Below are 23,693 nucleotides of genomic sequence, written 5' to 3'. Positions count from 1 at the left end.
TTTTCATTGATTTTCTCCTCTGGGTCAGCCGTTGCCACGTAACATCAGTGTCTATTTAGTGAAATCGATTTGGGGTCAAACGGAACTCGAAAAATCCGTCTTCTAAAAAAACAATCTCAAGCAGGAGAAGATTACGGTATCTTTCCAGCGCCTGACGTAAAGAACTTGTTCACTTTTCTTGCTTGAAAACCAGGCCAGTTTTGTTTCCAAAATCGCTTGGACAGTTGATCGAAATCAGTGTCGGTCAGAACTGCCGCAAAGCGTTTGCCGCCACGACTCTTCTTTTTGTAGAGCACCAGACAGGCATCAACGATGTCAAGCACCTCTCGCTCGTTGAAAATACCGGGCAGTTCCCGGGCCAAACGCGGATGCCGTCCCAGCTTGCCGCCCAGCAATACCCGATAGCCTTTGACCTGTTCACCCAACGTACCGGTGGGACAGGCAAGAATGCATTTGCCGCAGGCCATGCAGCGCTGGCTGTCGATGGCCACCGTTTCGTCGAGAACGATGGCTTTGTCCGGACAAACATCGACACACGCTTCGCACCCACTGCAGGATTGATCGGTAATGGCCGGCATCACCGCACCGATGATGCCAACGTCTTTGATCTGGGGTTGGGAGCAGGCATTGGGACAATCGGCTACCGTCACCCGAAATTCGTGGTGGAACTTGAGATTGTCCCCCACCTGTTCTTTTAAAAAGGAGAGCAGATCCGCTTCCTGCAGAACCTGCTCCAGGCGCTTGAGTAGATCCTCTGAAATCACACTACGGTTCGGACATCCGTTGGAACCAAAGCAAGTATCGAGCTGATAGCCCTTGACTTCGGCGGCCATACCGCTCAAGTATCGTTTCTGAGTGGTCTTGACGGCCTCGATGTCAACCACCGTCTTGCCTTCCGCGGCAGTTTCCTTTTCCACCCGGGACTTCACTTTTTTACGGACAAAAAACGGAACCTTCTTCAGTGCCGCTTCGGCCTCGGCCGTCCATTGCATCGCTGCCTCCCTCGTTTCAAAAAAAGACTCCGTCCCCGGCAACAGGAACGGAGTCTTTCGGTTTGTCTGACTGTTGGACTATTTGCCGAAAATCTTCGGCGGTCGGGTCGTGTCGCCGGTGGCATTGGGGTACTTCGGATAAACGTAGGCCTTCTTGCCCGTGGCGATCAAATGGTCGGCCTCTTCCATGAATTCGTTGAAGCGGGACTTGCATTCATAGAAGCCGTGCCACCAGGCGTAGTCCGGGGCCATCATCATAACGCCCATGCGCGCCCGCCGGCCTTCGTGGTGCCACAGCTCGTAGAACTGCAGTTCCAGATGCTCGTCGAAAAACTTGGTCTTGTCCAGCAGGTTCTTGCCGTACAGATCGTCCAGCATGGCCTTGGCCGGCTTGAAGTAAACCTCGTTGTACTCCTCCACGGCCTTGTCGAAGCCCTGGTAGAAGTCGTCGATCCAGCTGTCGCCGTGACAGGCGCGGCAGACGTTCTTCATTTTCTCCCGTTCCACCTGCCAGTCGTTGCCCGCGGGAAAGGGCTTGAAGTCGGCCGGCCGCACGGTCAGCGGGGCCTGGGTCTCCCAGGAAATCCGCTCGGTGACGTCGTGGGTGCCCATGACCTTGCCGCTCCCGCTCATGTGACAGGCCGCGCAGGTGGGTGCCCGATAGTCCGTGCCCGGCGACCAGGTCCCAGCGGCGGCCTTGAAATTGAACTCGTCGCCGAAGGCATTGTAGATGGTTCCGTGCTTGGACTCCTCGTAAATCTCGATCTGGGGGTGGTCCGGCCCCAGGTGGCACGAATCGCAGGCCTCGGGCCGCCGGGCCTCGGAGACCGCGAAGCGGTGGCGGCTGTGGCAGGAGGTGCACGAACCCTTGCTGCCGTCCATGTTCAGCCGCCCCACGCCCACGTTGGGCCAGGTGGTCGGGTCCAGTTTACCCTTTTCGTCGATGGCCAGCACCGTCCCGTGGCAGTGGTAGCAGCCGGTCTTGCGTTCGTTGTCCGAGTTCATACCCTTGTTCAGCCAGGGGTCCAGCTTCCACATGATCTCGATGGTGTTGGCATGCTTGCTCTTGCTGTACTGGGTCACCTCGTCCGGGTGGCAGCGGGAACAGTCTTTGGGGGTGACTACCGTTGCGATGGGAACCTTGTACTTCTGTTCGCCGTACGGCAGATCGCTGCGGCCGTAATATTTTTCGTGGTCCTTGGCCACGTCCTGATCGCCGGGCTGGGCTAGGTGGCAGTCCAGACAGGTGATGTTGGCATTGGCGTGGCGGCTGTTGGCCCAGTCGCCGAATAAACCGGGCTGGGTCTGCTTGTGGCACTCGATGCAGGCCACGGCCTCGGGCGGAACGCTGCGTTCGATGCGGTACTCCTTCACCTTGGCATAATTGGGCTGCGCCCAGGCAGGCAATTGCACCGCGACCAGCACCAGCAGCGCCATGGCGATGCCTGACAGGACAGCCGATTGTCGTCGCCTCATGGTGACCCTCCTTTCGGTTAAACAAACAGGTAAACGGTTATGGATATAAAAGGACTACAGTTTTCTCAATCCCTTAGCCTGATAAGGCACTTGCCTGTATTGCTTGTACATGACGGTCACTTGGTCGTTGTGCACCAGGTCATAGTGGCAGTCGACGCATTTTTTCTCATATCCCGGCCGGGGATAAAGTACGGTGCGATGGGCCAGCATGGCACCGCGTTTATGGGGCATGCCCAGCAGGTTGCGATGGCATTTCTGGCACTGGGCATTGTCGAAGGAGGCGTAAGCAGCCTCGCGGTTTTTTTGCCGATCGTATTCGTCGATGATGAAGTGCTTGATCACGTCCTTGGCGCCGTGCAGGGTTTTGGCGAAGAAAAAATCGAAGGTTTTATGAGGGGCAGGCAGGTGGCAGTCCATGCAGTCGGCTACGAATCCTTGGGGATTGTTGACGTGGGTGGACGAACGCCAGGCCACCACCGCCGGTTTGATTTCATGACAGCTGGCGCAGAATTCGGGCGTCGAGGTTCGCACCATGGTATAGTAGGTCATGCTGAACAAAGGGAAGGCAATGACGATACCGACACCGATCAGGATCGCTGCGATCATATATTTTTTCATGGCGCCCCCATCTATTGCATGTTACTCATTTTTCCGGACCGATTCCCGGATGGCATCCAGAAACAGCATCCAGGCATTTTTGCTGTGCTGAACCAGATCGAATTCGCCTTCGCTCAGATTCCAGATGATCGCGGCAGGCTGAATCATTCCCAAAAAAGAAACAGCAATATTTTCAGCAGGAATGTCTTTTCGAATGGATCCTTTTTTCTGTCCTTCCTCCACAATCAAGGATACATTTTGAATGACATCTTGAATAATGCCGTAAAGCTGCTGCTGCTTTTCCGGCATACCTCCGATGACCTCTTCCGAAAAAATTATTCGAGGAATCGCATTGTTGCCGCCGATGAGCTCAACATGTCGGTTTAAAACGATGTTCAGCTTTTCAACCGGTTCCAAATCACTTTGAATCACATCATGATAGTTTTTATTGAGGCGGGTCCGGATAAGATCCAATACCGCGTCGACAATTTCACTTTTGTTTTTGAAATGCCTGTAGACCGCTGAAGGGACAAATCCCACCCTTTTTGCTACCGCAGCGACGTTCAGCCCCTTGACGCCGTCCGAACGAACAATGTCCAGCGCCGCTTCAGCGATTTGTTCATGGCGGATCGCAGTTTTAAACCTTTTTTTTACCATCAGGACAATCGATGTGAATATAGATTCACTTAATAAGATTTGGCATGCGTTGTCAAATCATTTTATTCGCAAGTTTGCGCGAGTGTCCATTCTTTTTGTGAATTTTTTCGAAATCAGACCTTCCATTGGAAAACAATCCCCTCAGACAACCCGGCGGAGAGACTCCATCGAATCCTTTCGAAAGGAGCTGCAGTACTCTTCCCAATCGAGACCGAACTTGTAAAAGGCCAACGAAGCCAGTTTCTTTGTTATTATCGCGTTACGGTACGCTTCAAGCTCATTATCATTCAGCAGCGTTTCGATGGTTTCCCGGCCCAACTGTTCAACCAGAATGGATGGAATATAGTGAAGCATCGTATTCCAGACCAAATCCCGGTCTTCGAGGACGGCGTTCAAATCGGCCTGGATTTCCTCCTGAAGGGCAAAAATTTGTTCGCTCGTCCGTTCGGAAAGTGTAAACAGAGGTGTTTTGGGGTTTTGCTCATAGATTTCGATCAGCACCTTGGTTTCCAACCGGGAATATTTCGCTACCAGGTCCATGATGTCTTTAATCAGACGCCAACGGATTTCATCGTTATCGAGAAGTTTTTCTTCATACTGGTCCCCGAGTAAAAACGCGGCGAGAACTTCGGCGATCGAGCTTGAAAAGACGCCGCCCTTGTTGGCTGTGCTGTCCTTGATGTGCTTGACGGCGGAGTGGGCCGCGATATGACGCCGCGCCGCATCGTCGAAAAAGACATTGGCGCCTTCGACGATAAAGGCCAGTTCCCGGAAGTTTTCCAGAAAGCCTTTGACATTGCCGTGATTGATCGTGTCCTTGAAACCGCCGCAAGGAATGAAGGCACGGATATCGGCCTCTTCGATATACCTGCGGTTTTCCGGATTCGTGAGAAAAGTCCGATGGAACAGCGCACCATCTTCGACCCAAGCACCATCCGGAAGGGTACACCGCTTCGCGGCCATCGGAACCATAAAACCCCTTGGGCCCAGTTTTTCAGGAGGGAAAGCCAACGAATTGGATCTGGGGCGGCTGTGTCGCTTGAACGCGATTTTTAACAACTCGTCGCGGTTCAACCCATCCGGATCGAAAAGGACCGAGCCGCCATCGACGATCAGGCAGATTTTTCCCTTGTAGCACTGAATCTGGTTGGCGCCCAAGTCGCCATCCGGGCCGCCGGTCATCATGAGATTCAAGTCCTCTTCCCGCTGGCCATAATGTTCGATCAGGGTGCGAAACGAAGTGACCACGGAAGTGGTGGTCATGCCGCTGGTATCGATTTTGCCGCCGATCCGTTCGCGGATTTCATCCATATCCAGGCTGGTCAAATCGGATTGACCCTCGACTTTCAGTCCGGTGCCCTTGTCTCCGCAGTCAAACAGACCGAAAAGCGTGCCGCCTTCAAGACGTCCGTAAGTGTCGTGGGGGATGCCGAAGCTCTTGCCGGTTGTAATCGTTCGCCAGTGTTTATATCCTCTTTCGCGGGCGCGGTAGGAAACCGCATCCATGAATGAAGCGGTGCCTTCATCAGGGCCGAAGAACAGCATCTCCGGTTTTTCGCAGTAATCGACGATCCCGTCCGTTTCAAGCATCAGGTCCATGATCCCCTCGGTGAAATCGAAAAGGGCATCCAGGCCATAGCCTGTGGCGTACAACGGGTGGGGAATGACCACCCCTTTGGCGCCGCTTTCACAGATATCCTTGTGTTTGAGGCGTTGCGCCTTGGGGCCCAGAGCGAAGTTAAGGAGCACCGCATTGTCCAGTTCGGCGGTGTGGTTTTCCGGGGTGGTCCGGATCATGCGCACCCCTCCCCTGGAAATGTCATCCGCTCTGAGGTGGGTGCCGCGGGCATAATGGCCGTTGACAAAAAAGACACCGTAAACGGACTGATCGAAAACCAATGGATCCAGGACCCTGTTGTCCAGCCGGAAAGAGAAACTGCGCTTTTGCGGCTTGTAGAAGTTGGTTTTAAGCGTACCGGAGACAAACTTGAACATGAAGAGAAAAATGTCATAGCCTAAACGGAAATCGATGAATCGGCTGGCAATGGTTTTTCTGAACGCCTGAAATTCTTTTTCGATCCGCTGTTCGGTCATTCGATTTCTGTGTGAGGGATCGAACCGGCCTGCAAAAATTCCGTAAAGCTTTTTGATCAGATCGGGATTGGCCCTTACCGTTTCGATGATGATTCTTAAGCTGTAGGTGGATTTGTTGGATTTGTGGATCCTTGAAGCAAAGGCTTCCCGGTAATCCTGGCTGTCGAGACGTTGGAGGATTTCTCGATCCGTCCCGTTTTCGCGTTCCTGGAAAATGAACATGTGCGTGAAATCAACCGCATTGATGGCAAACAGCATTTCGTTGAAGGATAAATGCCTTTTGGCGTAGAGTTCGGTGATACCATTGACGCTCAGCGACAAAAATGCGCCAAGATCCGTGAGCAGGGCGGCTTCTTTTTTCTGGGACAGTTCTCCAAGAAGGTAGATCGAGCAGATCGACGATGGGGTGCGGGCCTTGCCCAGGTACGGCTCCCAATAGGCCCGGTTCAGTTCGAAGCCGTGATCCTGGCAGATGTTTCGTAAAATGGCAATTTGAGGATCTTCAAAATCCGAATTGAACATCAACCGCGTTTCGCCCGTTTCGGGTAGGTTGAACACTTCTATGAACGGTAAGGCCGACCGTTCCATTTCCTCCAGAAACCTTTTATAGCGCATGCGTGTCGGTTCCGGCGTGGCGTGGTAATCCCCGGCCAGGTCAAAGAGAAAGCGGGACTTTTTGAACTCCTTCCGGTCGAAGTCTTTCACGGTTTCCGGGCGGGCGATGTACGTATAGTATTGGCTTTCGGGGTTGTAATAATATTCCCGGCGATGTCCGGATATGGACTCGTTCAGCATGGTTTCCATGCTGTCCCGGGTCTCCTGGGTGGCGATCCTGACTTTCTGCAGGGCATTTTCATGCTCCAGGGAAAAGTCGATGGTGGCGACCCGGCCGGTCAGAAAAACGCGGTCCTTGTTAACGGCCATGGAAGTCGCGATCGAGGCCAGCATGCCTTTCAGGGAGGTCTGCTGTAGATTCTCGAAAAAATAGTTAGGCAGTCCCAGATCCTTCAGCAGGATGCCGGCGGCCATATTGATGGCGCTGGAGGTAATCAGGCCTTCGGAGGCCAGATCGATCACCGCCTGGTAGAGACCGCGAATGTCCAAGTTGACCTGCTCCACCAGTTCGACAATTTGGGATCCCCGAGTCACTGAAAGGGCGCCATGGATATCGTTGGTTTGGGTTATCATATCACCTTTCCTCTGCCTGGAATGGATCGATCAGTCTTTTGGCCGTCAGCCGAGCATCCCCGGGCAGCTTGATGGTTTTCTCGTTATCGTAATGCGGATTATCGACGCCCGAATAACCGGGCTTTTTCCTCCACATTGTAGACGATCACTTTTTTTGCTTCGTAGACTGTCAGGAGACGATACTTTCTGCTTATACAAGCGCTTGGACGGCAGTGTTTTGCAGGATATCGACTCCCATTACCAAATATCCTTAATCAACAATCAGATGAGCTATGAACCGCTATTCCAATACTTATTCGCTGCGGCTATCGTTTGAAAGTTGACTGCCACGACTTGTGATGCTGCAATCAAACTGTCGGCATTGTTGGCGTAATCTTCTCTTAATCTCTTTCTGATTTCATCGGAAGGTTGAGTGTACTTGACACCCATTCGAGACAGTTTAATTGCAAGTTCAAATCCTTCCTGGGGGGAATCTGTCTTCAGAGTACTGAGCCAAGTGTTTGACATAGGAACCTCCTTGTGTTTGTGAATTATTTCAATGACCCATCATGGACTAAAATTGACTCAAGAAAAGCCTTCAAGGCAACGGCCTGGTTGCAACGGGCATCCCTGGCAGAAAAAGGAAGTGTGATGGGTCCCTTTCGTGCAAGTTCCGAAAGCGTTGCCAACACCTCCGGTTGGTCCTTCAACTCCGCAAAATAACGCTCTTTAAATGCTTCCCATCTTGATCGGTCATGGGCGAACCATTTTCGAAGAGCGGTGCTCGGCGCGGCATCTTTCAGCCACAGATCGGCTTGGACCTTTTCCTTAGACAGCCCCCTGGGCCACACCCGGTCCACAAGGACGCGGTTTCCATCGATCTTCTCGGCTGGATCGTAGACTCGTTTGGTTTGAATATTCATGCGATTGTTAATAGTCTTTATTCCATTGGTTGGTGCGTGTTTCTATATTCGTTCGACAAAACAGGTTCTACATTATTGTGATCACCGGACACTGCAATTCCAAGATTCGGTTGTGCTAAAGATGATAATCACCCGCGGCTTCAGGCTGGTAGAGTATCCTTTCAATCTTAAAGCAACGGTGTCCGGCTGGAACACGCCATTCAATAACGTCGCCCTCGGCGTGCCCGAGGATGGCTGTCCCGACTGGAGACAGGACGGACAACCTGCCCTTGTCAATGTCAGCATCCCTGGGAAAGGTCAGGGTGAAAATCATCGGCTTGTTTTCGTCAATGTCAATCAATGCCACCCGGGAATTCATGGTGACGACATTTGGAGGAACATTTTTGGAATCAACTAGGGTGCCTTCCTGGATTTCCGCTTCGAGCTCCTCCAGATCCAAACGATCCCGATAGCTGAATTCGCCAGCTGCAGCGAGAAGATCTTCAAGCCGTTCAAGGTCGAACTTGGTGATGTAAATCGTGCGGTTTTGCATAATCTTTTTTCCTTAAACACCGGTTAATGGTTGATTTATCCACTACATAGCGGAGACGATGCCACTTGAAAAAATATGTCTCTGCTCCTGTCATTTCCGATAATTGCGACTAAATCCCCGGGTTCTAAAACAAAGTCGGCATCGGGATTGGGTCGTAACTCACCTTGCCGGACAACTCCGACGACAGATGCCCCCGTTGTTTTTCGTATTTCGCTCTTTCCAATCGTCCGATGGGCCATCCGACTTTCCCGAGGCAGACGGATCCATTGCAAATCGAACTGTTGTTCGGCACCTCGAAGTTGGGTCAATAAGCGATAATTATCATTGTTGTCCAACATGGAAGCATATCGTTCCTGACGAATGGTGTCCGTATGACGTTGAACTTCGGTCGGCGGAACGCTGAGGTGGAGAAGGGCCTGGCGTGTCATTTCAAGGCCCGCCTCGAATTCCGGAAGAACGGTTTCCACAACCCCCAGGTCTTTGAAAAAATCTAAGTAATCCGGCCCGGGTGCACGCGCGACAATTCCGATGTGCCCGTTTAACCGTTTGGACTGAACCACTGTCGATTTGGCCGCCACAAGTCCAGGTATGGTCAGAATTAAAATGGCGGCATCTTTTATCCCCGCTGCATCAAGAACAATTTCCTGGCTGGCATCGCCATAAACAACGGCCAAGCCGGCGACCTTGGCTTGATCGAATCGCCGGTGGTCCAGTTCGATGATTGCAAATGGCAATCCCAGACGCTGCAAGACCTGTGCAACCTGAAAACCGACACGGCCGCCACCGGCGATAACTGCATGGTTCTTAAGCCCGATATCGGGAATGCTCGCCGACTCAAGCGGTTCATGACGCATCCAATGCTTCTTCAACGCATAGAGCCTTGCCGTTTGACCCGAAACCAATGGGGTCAGTACCATCGTCAAGACCGTGGCGGTCAATATCAACGTGTATAAATCATGGTTGATCGAGTTTGATGATACCCCTACCCTTGCCAAGACGAACGAAAACTCGCCAATCTGAAACAAGCCCAGTCCTACGGCCAGAGGAATCACGTTACCATACTTGAAAATCCGAACGATGAGCGCAAATATGATGCCCTTGCCAATGCCCACGGCCAGCACCAAAATAACAACCTGGCTGAAATGATTCACCAGAAAGGCGGGATCCAACAACATGCCAACCGAGGTGAAAAACAAAAGCCCAAAAAGATCTCGAAGCGGAATTATATCGCTGAGGGCTTGATAACCATAGTCGGACTCACTCAACACCATACCGGCGACAAATGCCCCAAAGGCAAAAGAAAGCCCCAGCAGATGCGTTAAGTAACCGATGCCCAAACCGATGGCAGTGATGGCGAGCAAAAAGAGTTCCCTCGAACCCAAATTGGCGATATGAGTCATGAGTCGAGGCAGAATCCGGGTCCCGAGCAATATCATTCCGGCGATAAAAATAGCCGCTTTGACCGCGGAGAAGCCGATGGCATGGATACCCACTGCCGGGTTATTCAGCTGAGGAAGAATAATCATCATGGGGATCACGGCCAGATCCTGCACGATAAGCATTCCGATCATCACCTTACTGGAAAGAGTGCCTATCCAGCCCTGGTTCATGAGCGTCTTGAGGATCACCATGGTGCTCGAAAGAGAGATAAATGCCCCGAGCCACAGTGATGACTTCCAATCCCACCCCATTAAGCTGCCTATACATAACCCAAGACAGATGGTAAGGATCATTTGGAGGGGCGTACCGATCAACGCCACTTTTTTAACCGGCTTGAGATCCTTGAGGCTAAACTCAAGTCCCAATGCAAACAGAAGCAAGGCCACGCCTATCTCGGCAAGCAATTCAATTTCGTGAATGTTCGAGACCGTAATACCCCCGGTGTGCGGTCCCAAGACAACCCCGGCCGCAATATAGCCCAGAATTAACGGCTGGCCGAGTCGTTGCAGGATTATGCCGCAAGAAAATGCTGCAACGATCAGCAGTATAATGTCAGTCGCGATACCCATTTTTTCCCCAGCGTGTATCAAACCGCGTCCGCCTGTTGATCGATCAACCATGGATATCGAACAGGCCGTACGACAGGCTGTCAAACAATCAAGATATGCTATTATCAGACGTTCTTTTGCTCTGCCTCTGATAAATGCTTCCTCCGGCTCCATCGGGAACCTTGCTTAAGCGCCAGTACTCTTCTCTGATTTCTTTAAGCCTTAGGAATTAACACTGGAAGTGATTCCAGCGGTTCATTAATAAAAGACAGATCGTTGATGAAAAGGGCGACTCAGTCTCGGCTGCTGCCAAGCTTTTTGGAGATCACGCGGCAGCTCTGGATGAGATCAAAGGACAATTTTGAAATAACTACAGACGTCATTCGATTTGTCGGTCCGAAAACACCGATTGAATAAGCGGGTTCGTTGGTATGATTGAATACCGGTGCGGCGACACACCTGATGCCCACGGCCCATTTTTCGTCGTCCGTTGCATATCCATCGCGCCTTATCCCGTCGAGTTCGGACAAAAAGGCACCAGAATCATTGGTTGTACAGGGGAGACACGAATCAAGATGAACGGCATCGGCATAAACCTCTTGGTCTTCCCGATTCCTGAAGGCCAGAATTACTTTTCCCATGGCATGGCTACTGGCTGACGTGCGGCTACCAACTGTCGAATGATAATTGAACAATTTCCTTCCTGTAAGCGTGTCGATGATCACCATATCTTGTCCGTCCAATATACTGAGGCTGACGGTTTCGCCGTGACTTTGAACCAAACGCTGCATGAACGGGCGCGCGGTGGTAAAAATCTCGCTATGATTGATAACTCGACTGCCTAGTTCAAACAGTTTCATGGACAGGGCATACCGTGCACGTTCGTCTTGACGAACATAGCCAAGTTTGTGAAGCGTCGCTAAAAAACGATGCGCTACGCTACGACTCGACCCCATCATACGAGCGGACTCACTGGCAGTCAGTTGTCCATTTTCAGCAAGCAGTTCGATCATTCGTAGGCCGCGTGCCAGTGAGGAGATCATGTAATAAGGTTTTCCCTCGCGACGATTTAGCATACCCTCTTCAGCCTTTTTGACTATTGATGTCGATATGATACAACTATTTACGGTTACTGATCGCTCGCCAACCGCCAAGCGGCGAAAAGACCGGCCGGTATATTTTGCTCATATCCCGTGCCTGCTCGATTACGTAAAACAGTTTCGGGTCGATGCACTGAACGTCTGGCAGAATCCACTTGAGATCACGTCGTCGGCAGGCAATATAAAGTTCGTTGACCGGTCCATGTTTGCCCTCTCCTCGGAATACTGTAACCGGCTGCCCTTTTTCTCTCAGGTGCGATGCGATGGCAGGACCTGCGTTAGGGGTAATAATTCGGAGAATCGTCGTTCCAAAAGCAAGCATGCGCTCCACCCTGATTCCAACCACGTTTCCAGTTGCGTATCCGAATGCATAAAAAATGACCAGTAGTGGCTTGTCGGCAATCTGATTGATCACCGTGCCGGCCACGGTCACCCAGATGGTAATCTCAAAAATGGCCAGAACAAACGCGATACCGGTCCTTCCTTGAACGGTAACGATGGTTCGGATAGTACCCATTGACACATCGCAGATTCTAGCCAGAAAAATGATAACGCCCGTCAGGAGAATATGCGGATCAAACATAGCCTTTGGATTTGCCTTTCAATGTGGGAACATCCAGCTATAATCTATTTTTCATTCGATCCATTATCGCCCATGCCGATTAGAACAGAGCCCCCGACAATCCTTTGCCGATGCCTTCCAAATCCGACCAGGCGGCATTGAAGGCAAAAACCAGCGACCCAGTAAAATAATGACGGGTAAGGAGACCCTACAGATTGATCACCGAATTTTGGCTGTCCCCAAAAGGGGTCGGCAGATAGCCGTCGGCATCCGGGTCGTTTTCCCAGCGGGATTCCTCCAATAAATAGCGGAACTGATACGACCGGCCTTTTTTCAGCTCAACGGTAGCACTAAAAGCACCTTTTTTAGATCTTTTCATTGGTGTCGCCGAGGTCGACCAGTCGTTGAACTCGCCCACCACATGAGCCTGAGTTGCCGCGTCTGCCATCTTCTCCGGGATATTAAACGTAACCTTGCACACGGGTTTGCTCTTTAAAGCCTGCTTACGAATAGCCATGTTGTACCTCCGTTTGTTGAGTGGTTCTGCAATGCTATGAACATAGTGCACAATTCTTATCGGTATGGATCGTTACCGACGCCAATTCAATGGCAAACCTTCCGAAGCTGCCATACCGGCACAATCGTCAAATTCGTTCTGATCGAAAAACAGATCGCACTTCAAATCTTCTTAGACCAGATGGCGCCTGCCAGGTGATCATATTTCCAACGCTTTTGCATATCAAGGCGGCACCCAAGGTCGTCAAAATCGAGATTTTACCATTTCTCGCATCGTGGTCTTCAGGCGGAACGAGGCAAAAGCGGAACACTTCTCCGCTATCCACATCTTTTATACATATTTTTGAGTTTGCTTTTACCGTATAGGATGGTTGCGTGCTCGAGGGATCTTTTTTAATTCCTTTCAGATGCATTGTACCTCCGTTACTTATTCGCGCTCTGAAGCACTAAGCGACGCTCCTCTGATTAAAATGAACTTTCCTTTAAAGGGCTACCTTACCAAGCTTTTGGAGTGACCGATCCGTTCCCGATTGAGAGCTCTTACCAGCACTAATACCCTATGAAGAGTAGCAACGAAAGCATCACCGTTTTCCAGCACGTAGTCGCGGATATCGCATAATCTATTTGTCATTTTGGGAAAATTATGCATTCACCAAACTTACAATGTGATTAAACGTCCCTGCTGCTATCCTGTGTCGGAGAAGGACAAGAGGTAATGATCTCTCTGATTTTCTTGTAGACATCTGAAAATCGAATCAAACCTACAAGGTACGATCCGTCTTGAACGAATAGAGAATCGTGGCGATTGACGATAAAAAGATGAAAAGCACTGTCCATTTTATCATCGGCTTTTACGATATGGTCAGAAGTAGGCATCTTGATAAAAGTATGAATTTTGACGCTGTAAGCTTTTTTGCAAAGTTCACCAAGTGGTCTGTGCCACATCCGAATCAGTTGGTAATAAGGAGTTGCTTTAAGGTCGTCGATGTTGGCATAGTTTGGCTCCAAGCCCTGGACAACGTCCATGGGGGATAATTTTCCAACGATATTGCCCGCCCCGTCATAGACCAATAGTATTCTTTCTGGTGCTTTGCCTGATTTGAATTCCAAATCAGCCTTTTCCAATGCAGCCACCGCTTCCATAAAAGTAGCCTGGTTGGAAATACGAGGAAACTCATCAGTTGGACGCATCAATTCCCTTACCTTCATCTTCTCCATTTATAGACCCTCTTCCTTGTCGGATCAAAGAATCCGTTGGGAATTCTATTTTCGTTTCGGATTGAACTTCTACTGACAAAATAGTAAGGATAACGAGAACAAAGCTGCCTACTACCGACCTGAGAGATAAGGATAAAGCTTTTTATAACATTCCGGGCAGATACCATGGCTGAAAGTCGCTTCGGTTCGTTTTTGTACGTAAGCTTCCAGCTGGTGCCAAGCCCCTTTTTCATCTCTGATGCTTTTGCATGAGGCACAGATGGGAATAAACCCCCTGAGCACTTTTTGATATATCCTTTCAAGATGTTTGAAATGCTCGTTTCTTTCGTCTATCAATTTTTTCCGATAAATCGTTTGGCCAATCAAGCAGGCAACCGCATTCAAAAGAAAGACTTCCTCCTCCAAAAACGGCCCCTTGAAACTATCAGGGCGCATTTCTACATAGGCCACTTCAAGGGAGCCGACATTCTCTTCATCGGCAAGGATATCCGCGATCAACAGCCAACGGCTGTGAACGTATCTTTCGGACCTGTATTCTTGTTCGCCGATCACTATGCGGGAACAGGCAACTTTTGGAAATTGCAGCCCGCTCGGTATCAGGTCCGCAACCTGCTGGATCGCTTTTTCCAGAGATCCATGTTCCGCGATCCCCAAAAGGTTGATAGCTCGATACAGACAATCCAATTCTTTGGTCCGCTCGTTTAAATTATGAACATGTTTGATGTCGAGCCGGGATGAAGAAGCTTTGTCGTTAGGGTCCCCGGGCACATTTTTTGAGTCCTCCAAATAGCGAATCGTCATGTCACCCTCCCTCTGCCTGGAATGTTTCGATCAGTTTTTTGGCCGTCAGCCGGGCATCCCCGAGCAGCATGATGGTATTCTCATTGTCGTAGAGCGGATTCTCTACGCCTGAATAGCCTGGCTTTTTGTCCATATTGCAGACAATCACCGTTCTGGCCTCGTGGGCCATCAGAATCGGCATACCGGAAATCGGGGTTCCATTTTGTTTTATTGCCGCGGGATTGACGACATCGCAGGCACCGACGACCATGGCCACATCCGTTTCGGCAAATCCGGGGTTGGCCTCCTCCATTTCGATCAGGTTTTCGTAATCGACGTCGGCCTCGGCCAGCAGCACGTTCATATGCCCGGGCATGCGGCCGGCAACCGGATGGATCGCGTAATCCACCTGTGCGCCTTTTTGTTGTAAAATATTCCCCAGTTCCACAATATCGAATTGGGCCTTGGCCAGCGCCATACCGTACCCCGGAATAATGACGATTCGTTTTGCTCGAGAAAGCGCTTGGACGGCGTCGGGGGTGCTATCCTGATCGGTTTTATCGGCAGGCATCTCACCGGACTGTTTTTCGGTCAACGCGTCCAGGAGGCGCTGGACGGTTTTCTTGGCGTCTCCCGCCAGCAAAATCGTGTTGCCATTGGAATAAAGCGGATTTTCAACCCCGGAATAACCGGGTTTTTCATCGAAATTGCAGCACACCACATGCTTGGCCTCGTGGGCCATCAGGATCGGCATGCCGGATATCGGAGTCCCCTCGACATCGATGGCCGCGGGATTGACCACATCGCAGGCCCCGACGACCAGCACCAGATCCGTGGACTGAAATTCAGGGTTGATGGCTTCCATCTCCACCAGCATGTCGTAGTCTACGCCGGCTTCAGCCAGCAGCACATTCATGTGCCCGGGCATGCGGCCGGCGACCGGGTGAATGGCATATTGAACGGTGCTCCCGCCGGCGATCAATCGATTGGCCAGCTCGACGACCTCCGTCTGTGCTTTTGCCAGGGCCATACCGTATCCGGGAACAATAATGATAGAGTGGGCTTGTTTGATAATGTTTATGGCCTTTGTGAACGGTTCTTGTGCATTTATCTCTTCAGGATCGGAATGGTTAGCAGCGTGTGGTGGTGGAGACGCGACAGTCGATGCTTTTTTGCCCACCGCTCCATTTTTTTTGACCGTTTTAGGAAAAAATACCCTGAAAAGGTTTCGGTTCATTGCTTTGCACATCACATGCGTGAGAATGGAACCAGAAGCCGCGACCGTTGCACCGAAAGCAATCAGCAGCTGATTTCCGATCACCATCCCGCAAAAAGAAGCCGCCAAGCCTGCGGTCGCGTTGAGAAAGGAAATCAGCACCGGCATGTCGGCGCCGCCAATACGGACCGAAAACAAGATGCCGAAAAGAACGGAAAGGAGGATCTGGATCAAATAAACAACCCACACCAGTTCGGAGGTGATGTAAAAGGATAACCCTCCAACAAAAAACAGGCCGCCAATGTTCCACCACAACAACATTTGATGACCGGGGAGGATTTGCTGGGTTTGCCTCATTCTGTTAGATAATTTGGCAGAGGCTACCATGCTGCCACTGAACGTCAACGCCCCGATGGTCATTCCCAACAAGCCCGAAATTTCGCTCACCGGTTCCAGCGCGTGGGAGCTGCGGGTCAACTCAACCAGAGATACAAGGAAAGCCGCTACCCCGCCTGCGCCGTGTTGAAAGGCGACCATGGCCGGGATCTGGATCATGCTGACGGCACGTGCCACCGCATACCCGGCGATCGCTCCCCCCAGCAGAGACAGGATAACGACACCTGCGTCCAATATCCCGTTGCGGTATAGAACCAAGAAAAAAGCGCACATCAGCGCAAATGCCGCGGTCAGGTTACCGGTCTTTGCTCGGCGGGGCGCCCGGAACTGCCATATACCCGCGATCAGAATCAAAATAACTGAAAAGTCGATAGTAAGTGTCATAGCACGATGGATTTCGTTTACGGGTTATTGGAGACGCTCCACAGCACGCTGCGGCGAATCTTCACCAAATGGATAGAAAACGATCGTTCGGCCGTTTGCGCACCCTGCCGTGATCAGCGGTGAATTCTCTCGATTGTACGTTCGATATTGTTCGTTTTTCCTTGAAAAGTCTCAGCATTCTGTCCGTAATAGCAAAACCGCCGACGACATTGAACGTGGCCGTTACAATGGCCACGCCGCCTAAGATTTTTTCAGAGACGGTCGTCGGAAATGAAAACAGAATCACGGCTCCCAGTATGGTGACGGCCGAGATGGCATTGGTCATCGACATCAATGGCGTGTGCAGCAATGCGGGCACCTTGGATATCAACAGGTAGCCAACGATAAAGGCCGCCGCGAAGACGCCCAACATCAAAAGTAAATTCAGCATCGGATTTCCTCTGTCCCCGCGCAGTAATATCCACCGGCGGGGTCCGGCATTGAAGAGCCGCCATGAAAATCCAGGCGGCTTTCATTTCTTTTTCCCCTGAAATCGACTCAATTGGACAGATTCGTCCGCATGGCCTTTAAGGCGCCTTCGTGATGAATGGTGCCACGGTGCGTGACCAGAGAGCTGTTGACAATCTCGTCTTCGAGGTCAAGCGTTTCGACGCCGTTTTTGAAAAGGTTGTCAACGTAGTGAAACATGTTGTTGGCATACAGCCAACTGGCGTGGACGGCCATCCTGCCGGGGATGTTCTGTATGCCCGAGATATGCACGCCCAGCCGCCGGCTGAACCGCCCGGGTTCCGTCACTTCACAGTTTCCCCCCTGGTCCACGGATACATCCATGATCACCGAGCCGGGTTTCATCCTGGATACCATGTCTTCCGTAACCAGGATCGGAGCGATTTCTCCCGGCACCAGTGCGCTCAAGATGACCACATCGGCACCTTCCAGGTGGGGAGCGATGGTGCGCTGCTCGATTTCGAGCCACTCTTTTTCCAAGGCCTTGGCGTAGCCCCCCTTGCCGATGGCCAGCTCCTGGGGGATGTCGAAATCCACCACCTTGGCGCCCAGACTTTCCGCCTCGGTGCAGGCATCCTTGCGGATATCGATGGCCTTGACCACCCCACCGAGCCGCTTGGCCGTGGCAATGGCCTGAAGCCCTACCACGCCGGTGCCGACGATGAGAAATGTAGCCGGTTTGATGGTGCCGATGGCCGTGCCGATCATGGGGATAAAGGTGGGCAGTTTGTCAGCCGCCATGATCACCGATTTATATCCGGTGACGGTGCTCATGGAAGAAAGGGCATCCATGCGCTGCGCACGCGAAATGCGCGGGATGCCGTCCATGGTCAGGGCGGTGATGTTTTTGTCCCGAAGCCGCTTCACGATATCGTGGTTTTCGGGAGTTGCCGGGTGGAGAAAAGTGATCAGGATGCCGTCGTCTCGAAGCATATTGACTTCATGGGTATCCAGTTTCTGGTTGAATACGGGCTGCTTGACTTTTAGAATAATGTCGGATTCTTCAAACAGGCGCGCCGTGTCGGCGATGATGTCTGCCCCGGCCATCCGGTATTCTTCATCGCTGATGGAAATGCCTTCTCCTGCCGATGCTTCGACGACCACTTCGAATCCCCGTTCGATGTATTTCATTACGGTTTCCGGTGTGGCGGCGACTCTTTTTTCTTCGGACAAAATCTCCTTCGGGATACCGATTCGCATCATTGACCTCTCAATAAAAGAATTTAGAAATGGGTGGATCTGTCGAGACGCTATCCATCAGTGGCAACACCCCGCCGTGATCCGTCATAAAGGAATAAAATCGTCGATTCCGAAACAGGGACGCGTTCCAAAATTATTGGAAGAACGGTTCCTTTTTTCTTCATCCGGTCGATCCGAGAGATATTCTTCGCAATACACCACGTTTTTGCCGGCGTCCGTAAAACAACAAACCTGCCGATCTTCGCAGTTCAGACATATGCCCTGCTCCTTAGAAGACGGACCTGTATCTTTTGAAGGCCGATATTCACCGTTCATCGCAGGATCTTTTTTTCGATTATTATTCATGGATATCTCCTTTATCCCTGGCAGTGACCTTAGTTCTCCAACATGCTTGGCGCGGCGATCTCGTCATAAAGTCGTTCCACTGCCTCGCCGAAAAATGGCGGCTGCGGTGTCTGCATCAGCTTTTCGATTAATTTTTTCACGGCCGTGGACAGTTCCTCATAAGAAGCCGCATGAATGTTTTTGAGCATTGCACATAGGGCGTCGCCGGCAATGACTCGGGCGTCGTAATAGATGTTGTCATCGGCCAGGATGGATAGAACCTGGCGGAAAAGGTCCTCCGAGGGGGCCTGAATTTCTCCGACACGCTTGAGGACTTCCTCGCGAAGTCGCCAGTTCCCTTTGAACCGTAATATCCGGATCAGGCCCGGCTGACATTCAACCAGTTTCCCGGAGTCGGCCAATTCCTCGAAAATGTCCAACACGGTCCCCCAATCCATCAGGTTGCCAAAAGGATCCTGTTTCATGAAAAACTCCTTTCATTGAAGCTCGTTTTGTTCATCAAGCCATTCTTTTAAAGTGATAAATTCAATTTTTAACGGTTTCACCGAAATACGCTTCGTAGATTGACAACTGCGTGTCGCTCAAAAGTTTCTCCGGTTCAGTTTCTTCATGATTTATTTCCCTGCCGAAAAAGAAGAGGCTTCGTTCCAGGCATTTAATTTTTCCATCGGGAGTAACCGCCAAAAAATTCTTCCCTTCGGTGTCGTCAAGAATGACGAAGATTTTCCCGGAAACTCTGTTTTGTGCCAGTTCCATGCAATTGGACTCCGCTAACCAATATTAAAAATCGTTGACCAGGCGTTTGCCGGCAAATCAATTTACCTTCGCCTGCATTTGAGCAACAAGAATGCCAAATTCACAGAAACGCGTAACTATATGATTTTAAATTAAATTTTTATTTAAGAGGACTGGTGTAAGAATTTGATAGTGGGCCACAATCGCCCGCTACAATCAGAATTTGAGTGGTTTGTATCCGAATTAACTAGAGAAAATTTGTGCGGGCGGAATCGCCCGAATGGGCGATTTTGGCACTCAGGCGGGAGGGAGCTTTCGAAACAGCGCTCTTCGCGATATGCCCAGCAGCCTGGCCGCCTTTGTGCGGTTGCCGCCGGTCCGGCTCAACGCCTTGGCAATCAGGCTGCGCTCCAGCTGTCGGGTGGCCGACCGAAGGTCCATCTCAGCCGGCAGCGGCGAGGGCTCGAATTGTTCGCAGGGGGAAAGGAATTCCAAGTGACCGAGGGTTACAAACCGTTGAAGAACATTGCGCAGTTCGCGCACGTTGCCCGGCCAGTCGTATTCCATGAGCGTATCCATAATCGGTCCAGGAACCCTGTCCATGCCGGCAGGCAGCTCGATCCGCCGCAGAAAGTGCTCCACCAGCAAAGGGATATCCTGTTTGCGTTGGCGCAATGGCGGCAACTGAATCCGGATCACCTGGATGCGATAAAAAAAATCGCTACGCATATGGCCGCTGTTGACCTTATCTTCCAACGGCGTATTGGAGGCCGATATGATGCGCAAATCGGTCGACTTCGTATCCGTGCTGCCCAACGCCCGATAGCCGCCGCCTTCGATCGCCCGCAGCATCTTGGCTTGCATCCCAAGGGTCAGGTCACCAACTTCATCCAGAAACAATGTTCCGCCATCGGCCATATCCAGATATCCCGGAGCGTCTGCGTGCGCACCGGAAAATGCGCCCTTACGGTGTCCGAAAAATTCTCGTTCGAACAGAGTTTCCAGGACGGCACCGCAGTTCACGGCGACGAATCTGTGGTTTTTTCTCGCACCGTGATTATGGACGGCATGCGCCACCAGTTCTTTTCCCGATCCGGATTCACCGAATATGGCAACACTGGCATCCGTTGCGGCCGCCTTCAGAATCCGTTCATAAACACCTTGCATGGCCGCTGACCGCCCCAGGATGTCACCCAACCGGTACCTCTCTTTGAGGGACGATCGCAGAACGCGGTTTTCGCTGTCCAGCTGGTCCGCCATTCGTTGCGCAGCCATCTGCTGTTCTTTGATCTCCGTAATGTCCTTGAAGGTCGACAACAGCGCGGGCCGCCCCTTGAAAGCAATGGGGCTGTGGCAAACCTGGATCCAGGCGAGCCTGCCCGGCTGAGAAAGCTGGATCAACTCCTCGACTTTGGCATCAATTTCTATGTCGCCCACGGCGCGGTAGCTTTGGGCGATTTCAGCAGCATTTCCAGCGCGTGGATCCGTTACGCGCCTATCCAGGATCTCTTCGGCCATCGATATGTGAAACAGTTTGCAGAAAGCCGGATTCACATAGCGAAAACGGTTGTCCTGGACCAGGGCGACCCCTTCGGCCACCTGTTCGGTAAGCACGCGATAACGTTCTTCACTTTCCCTTAGTGCCTCTTCTGAACGTTTCAGCCACAACACCTTGCTCAGCCGCTCCCCGATCGCTCTCAACAGGTGTTTTTCCTCCTCTAAAAACGGGTTAGCTTCACACAGGGGAGGTTTTTTGTAATAATAGACGTCTACATCACCGACATGTTGGCCGTTCAGTACGATTTTTGTATTCTGCCGCCACTTTGTCGCTTTGAAATTTCGGGTGGCGTAGTCTTGCCCTTCCAATCGGATTCGCGCACAGGCATATTCAGGATATTGCCAGGCTGCCGGGATGAGTTCCACAGCACGTTGCATGATCCATGGCAGGGAAACATCCTGATTTTCGAACAAATTGGAGATACCGTAAAGGCAGTTCAGCTCTTTGATCCGCTCGGACAGGGCGTTTGGTGCGGTGGATATGGTTAATGGTCGGCACGATTTTTCCGAAACATTCGGATCTTTTTGTACCGAACGTGAATCCGCCATTTTTTTTGATGGTTTGGCTGTCATAGATGATACCTGCAATCTCGATAATAGCGACCGACTATTTATCCATTTGAATGGGTGTAATAATCGACAACCTTCAAAATGCCCACAAATCGATTATTCATAACCATTATTTATGTTATAAAGTGTTTCATCATTCAATGAAAAGCCTATTTTCTTAATTTTTCAGGCCAGATCCGTTTCCATTGAACGAGGATATCAAGTGCATTTCAAGAGAAAGTCACTTTAAAAGAATACAGTAGCTGTTTTTATAGCTCGATTGAACCCGCTGCAGCCAACGTAAAAACTGGGAAAATACTCCATAATGGAAAGCATTGACCAAGCGGATGTATTCAAAGGATTAACCGAAGATCAGCACAATCGGGCAATCCATATCGGCATCAAAAAACAGCTAAGCCCCAACGAAATCCTTTTTCATCAGGGATCTCCCGCCTCCAGATGTTACCTGGTCATGCAAGGCCAACTAAAGCTGACAAAGCTTAACGAGCACGGCAAGGAGGTGATCATTCGATATGTAGGCCCTGGAGAATTGACCGCGGCTGTGGTGGCTCTTAGAAACGGGGTCTATCCGGTTATCGCACAATCCGTTGGTGCAACTGAAGTCATTGGTTGGGATCATCCCACGATGATGAAGCTGATGCGTAAATTCCCGGATATTGCGATCAATTTTTTGGGTATCGTCTTGGCGCGCATCGAGGATGTCCAACAACGCTATCTAGAGATTTGCACGGAACAGGTCGATCGAAGGATAGCGCGATCTTTGCTACGGTTGATGCGTTGGAAGGGTGTTAAAAAAGAAGATGGCATTCTGATCGAGATTCCATTGAGCCGACAGAATATCGCCGATTATTCCGGCACCACCCTTTATACGGTCAGCCGTACGCTCAGCGGCTGGGAAAAGAAGAATTGGATCAAATCGGGACGCGAAAAGATTGTCGTCACAGACCCTCATGCACTGGTTGCCTTCGCTGAAGCGGGCTAAAATTCACTGATCACCATTCCCATTGGCATATGCTTTCCGTCATCCATAGGCTTAATTAAATAATTTTTGTTGTTTGCGCCAGCGCAAAGACGCGACCTCCCCTTCCTGATAAATTCGCTCCAAAATAGTCCACGGGCAGAATATTGGAAACCGTTTTCAAGAGTTCGGCTTCTTTGAGGAAAAGGAAGGGTGCCATGTCTCAGGAAAGCATACTGGTAGTACTATCGACAGCCGGTCCGGTCATTGGATCCGCTATTGGTGTATGGAGAAAGCCTTCCGAACAATATATTCACAATATGCTCTATTTTGCAGCGGGGATTATGTTGTCCATCTCCTTTTTGGACCTGATCCCCGAGAGCATCAGCCTGGGATCAACGATGACATGTGTGGCGGGAGTGATGATCGGATCTTCGATCATGGCTTTTCTCGACCGTCTATTTCCCCACGTTCACGACTGCGCCCTGTGTGCCGAAGACGAATGCCGATTGGGCCGAACGGCCAACTTTCTGATCCTGGCTATTTTCCTGCACAATTTTCCGGAGGGGATGGCCATCGCGGTGGGGGCGACCGCCAATATTGGTGATTCGGTGGTTATCGCTATAGCCATTGCCATTCACAACATCCCTGAAGGGATCTGTACATCCGCGCCCCACTATTACACGTACGGCAATCGGTTGAAATCGTTTGTCATGTCATCTCTTAGCGCCCTGCCCATCGTATTTGGATATCTCTTAGTAAAATATTTTATCGGACAGATTTCCTCTAACACCATGTCGATAATGGTAGGGGCTACAGCAGGCCTGATGATCTATATCACCGCTGATCAGCTGATGCCGGCGGCCCGAAGTGTAGCCGGGAAACAATCGCTCTTCGCATTTATTGCCGGAATCGTTGCCGTGATGCTGCTTGGGCTTGTGGCCTGATACATGAACCGATCAGCATGCGAAAAGGAAATGTCGATCATGGGAATCAATATATCGGAATCCAGCACCATCAAGGAGTTGCTGGATCAGCATCCATATTTGCTGCATACATTCGTTGATTTGGGGCTTATGTGTGTGGGTTGTCCCGCAGACGCATTCCATAACCTTTCCGATGTTGCCAAAGAATATAACCTCGATAAAAAAAAATTAATGACCCGCTTGGAAAAGGTGATCGACAACGTAATGGCTGGGAAGACTAACCGTTGAGTTGAATAT

25 protein-coding genes are annotated in these 23,693 nt (G+C 50.9%); 3 read left to right on the top strand and 22 right to left on the bottom strand.

Annotation, left to right across the window (positions count from 1 at the left end):
- Nucleotides 1–131: 131 nt before the first annotated feature.
- The 22 genes from GN111_RS03040 to GN111_RS02935 all read right to left on the bottom strand — a co-directional run bounded on the left by GN111_RS03040 (nt 132) and on the right by GN111_RS02935 (nt 21,515).
- The gene (locus tag GN111_RS03040; RefSeq protein ID WP_155302335.1) at nt 132–992 is read right to left on the bottom strand and encodes a 4Fe-4S binding protein; all 861 of its coding nucleotides are present in this window, start codon (nt 990–992) and stop codon (nt 132–134) included.
- A gap of 78 nt (nt 993–1,070) precedes the next feature.
- Nucleotides 1,071–2,468 (bottom strand): multiheme c-type cytochrome, encoded by a 1,398-nt coding sequence (locus tag GN111_RS03035; RefSeq protein WP_155302334.1) that lies wholly within the window; start codon nt 2,466–2,468, stop codon nt 1,071–1,073.
- 54 nt (nt 2,469–2,522) lie between these two features.
- Complete coding sequence (locus tag GN111_RS03030) at nt 2,523–3,086, bottom strand: NapC/NirT family cytochrome c (protein ID WP_155302333.1); 564 nt, start codon at nt 3,084–3,086, stop codon at nt 2,523–2,525.
- Between the two features lie 21 nt (nt 3,087–3,107).
- The gene (locus GN111_RS03025) at nt 3,108–3,722 is read right to left on the bottom strand and encodes a TetR/AcrR family transcriptional regulator (protein ID WP_155302332.1); all 615 of its coding nucleotides are present in this window, start codon (nt 3,720–3,722) and stop codon (nt 3,108–3,110) included.
- A gap of 141 nt (nt 3,723–3,863) precedes the next feature.
- Nucleotides 3,864–7,004 carry an NAD-glutamate dehydrogenase domain-containing protein gene (locus tag GN111_RS03020; protein WP_155302331.1) on the bottom strand — a complete coding sequence of 1,047 codons (3,141 nt, stop codon included), beginning with the start codon at nt 7,002–7,004 and terminating at the stop codon, nt 3,864–3,866.
- Nucleotides 7,005–7,274: 270 nt separating this feature from the next.
- Complete coding sequence (locus tag GN111_RS03015; protein WP_155302330.1) at nt 7,275–7,511, bottom strand: hexameric tyrosine-coordinated heme protein; 237 nt, start codon at nt 7,509–7,511, stop codon at nt 7,275–7,277.
- A 23-nt stretch (nt 7,512–7,534) separates the two neighbouring features.
- Nucleotides 7,535–7,906 carry a DUF488 domain-containing protein gene (locus tag GN111_RS03010; RefSeq protein ID WP_155302329.1) on the bottom strand — a complete coding sequence of 124 codons (372 nt, stop codon included), beginning with the start codon at nt 7,904–7,906 and terminating at the stop codon, nt 7,535–7,537.
- Nucleotides 7,907–8,021: 115 nt separating this feature from the next.
- Entirely contained in the window at nt 8,022–8,438 is a 417-nt protein-coding gene (rnk, locus tag GN111_RS03005; RefSeq protein ID WP_155302328.1) for a nucleoside diphosphate kinase regulator, read from the bottom strand.
- Between the two features lie 35 nt (nt 8,439–8,473).
- Nucleotides 8,474–10,447, bottom strand: coding sequence for a monovalent cation:proton antiporter family protein (locus tag GN111_RS03000; protein ID WP_155302327.1), 1,974 nt, complete (start codon nt 10,445–10,447; stop codon nt 8,474–8,476).
- Between the two features lie 272 nt (nt 10,448–10,719).
- Nucleotides 10,720–11,469, bottom strand: a complete 750-nt coding sequence (locus tag GN111_RS02995) for an IclR family transcriptional regulator (RefSeq protein ID WP_269433811.1) — start codon at nt 11,467–11,469, stop codon at nt 10,720–10,722.
- Between the two features lie 76 nt (nt 11,470–11,545).
- Nucleotides 11,546–12,109 (bottom strand): DUF2179 domain-containing protein, encoded by a 564-nt coding sequence (locus tag GN111_RS02990; protein WP_155302325.1) that lies wholly within the window; start codon nt 12,107–12,109, stop codon nt 11,546–11,548.
- A gap of 187 nt (nt 12,110–12,296) precedes the next feature.
- On the bottom strand, nt 12,297–12,605 hold the full coding sequence (locus tag GN111_RS02985; RefSeq protein ID WP_155302324.1) for an isoamylase early set domain-containing protein: 309 nt from the start codon (nt 12,603–12,605) through the stop codon (nt 12,297–12,299).
- A 127-nt stretch (nt 12,606–12,732) separates the two neighbouring features.
- Nucleotides 12,733–13,017, bottom strand: coding sequence for a GreA/GreB family elongation factor (locus tag GN111_RS02980; protein ID WP_155302323.1), 285 nt, complete (start codon nt 13,015–13,017; stop codon nt 12,733–12,735).
- 256 nt (nt 13,018–13,273) lie between these two features.
- Complete coding sequence (locus GN111_RS02975; RefSeq protein WP_155302322.1) at nt 13,274–13,822, bottom strand: CBS domain-containing protein; 549 nt, start codon at nt 13,820–13,822, stop codon at nt 13,274–13,276.
- Between the two features lie 111 nt (nt 13,823–13,933).
- Nucleotides 13,934–14,623, bottom strand: a complete 690-nt coding sequence (locus GN111_RS02970) for a hypothetical protein (protein ID WP_155302321.1) — start codon at nt 14,621–14,623, stop codon at nt 13,934–13,936.
- A gap of 1 nt (nt 14,624) precedes the next feature.
- A complete protein-coding gene (locus GN111_RS02965; RefSeq protein ID WP_155302320.1) occupies nt 14,625–16,598 on the bottom strand; it encodes an NAD(P)(+) transhydrogenase (Re/Si-specific) subunit beta in 1,974 nt (657 codons plus the stop codon).
- A gap of 61 nt (nt 16,599–16,659) precedes the next feature.
- On the bottom strand, nt 16,660–17,028 hold the full coding sequence (locus GN111_RS02960) for an NAD(P) transhydrogenase subunit alpha part 2 (RefSeq protein WP_155302319.1): 369 nt from the start codon (nt 17,026–17,028) through the stop codon (nt 16,660–16,662).
- Between the two features lie 107 nt (nt 17,029–17,135).
- Complete coding sequence (locus tag GN111_RS02955; protein WP_231715659.1) at nt 17,136–18,308, bottom strand: NAD(P) transhydrogenase subunit alpha; 1,173 nt, start codon at nt 18,306–18,308, stop codon at nt 17,136–17,138.
- Between the two features lie 81 nt (nt 18,309–18,389).
- Nucleotides 18,390–18,650, bottom strand: a complete 261-nt coding sequence (locus GN111_RS02950; protein WP_155302318.1) for a hypothetical protein — start codon at nt 18,648–18,650, stop codon at nt 18,390–18,392.
- A 29-nt stretch (nt 18,651–18,679) separates the two neighbouring features.
- Nucleotides 18,680–19,114, bottom strand: a complete 435-nt coding sequence (locus GN111_RS02945) for a hypothetical protein (protein WP_155302317.1) — start codon at nt 19,112–19,114, stop codon at nt 18,680–18,682.
- Nucleotides 19,115–19,175: 61 nt separating this feature from the next.
- A complete protein-coding gene (locus GN111_RS02940; RefSeq protein WP_155302316.1) occupies nt 19,176–19,406 on the bottom strand; it encodes a hypothetical protein in 231 nt (76 codons plus the stop codon).
- Between the two features lie 276 nt (nt 19,407–19,682).
- The gene (locus GN111_RS02935) at nt 19,683–21,515 is read right to left on the bottom strand and encodes a sigma-54 interaction domain-containing protein (protein WP_155302315.1); all 1,833 of its coding nucleotides are present in this window, start codon (nt 21,513–21,515) and stop codon (nt 19,683–19,685) included.
- A gap of 301 nt (nt 21,516–21,816) precedes the next feature.
- Here GN111_RS02935 and GN111_RS02930 point away from each other — a divergent pair, with 301 nt between their 5' ends.
- The 3 genes from GN111_RS02930 (at nt 21,817) to GN111_RS02920 (ending at nt 23,684) form a co-directional block, all read left to right on the top strand.
- On the top strand, nt 21,817–22,494 hold the full coding sequence (locus GN111_RS02930; protein WP_155302314.1) for a Crp/Fnr family transcriptional regulator: 678 nt from the start codon (nt 21,817–21,819) through the stop codon (nt 22,492–22,494).
- A gap of 194 nt (nt 22,495–22,688) precedes the next feature.
- Nucleotides 22,689–23,417 (top strand): ZIP family metal transporter, encoded by a 729-nt coding sequence (locus GN111_RS02925; RefSeq protein WP_155302313.1) that lies wholly within the window; start codon nt 22,689–22,691, stop codon nt 23,415–23,417.
- 39 nt (nt 23,418–23,456) lie between these two features.
- Complete coding sequence (locus tag GN111_RS02920; protein ID WP_170302099.1) at nt 23,457–23,684, top strand: DUF1858 domain-containing protein; 228 nt, start codon at nt 23,457–23,459, stop codon at nt 23,682–23,684.
- Nucleotides 23,685–23,693 lie beyond the last annotated feature (9 nt).

The sequence above is a fragment of the Desulfosarcina widdelii genome, from assembly GCF_009688965.1.
GTDB lineage: Bacteria > Desulfobacterota > Desulfobacteria > Desulfobacterales > Desulfosarcinaceae > Desulfosarcina > Desulfosarcina widdelii.
This window is presented reverse-complemented; position numbering and strand designations above follow the sequence as displayed.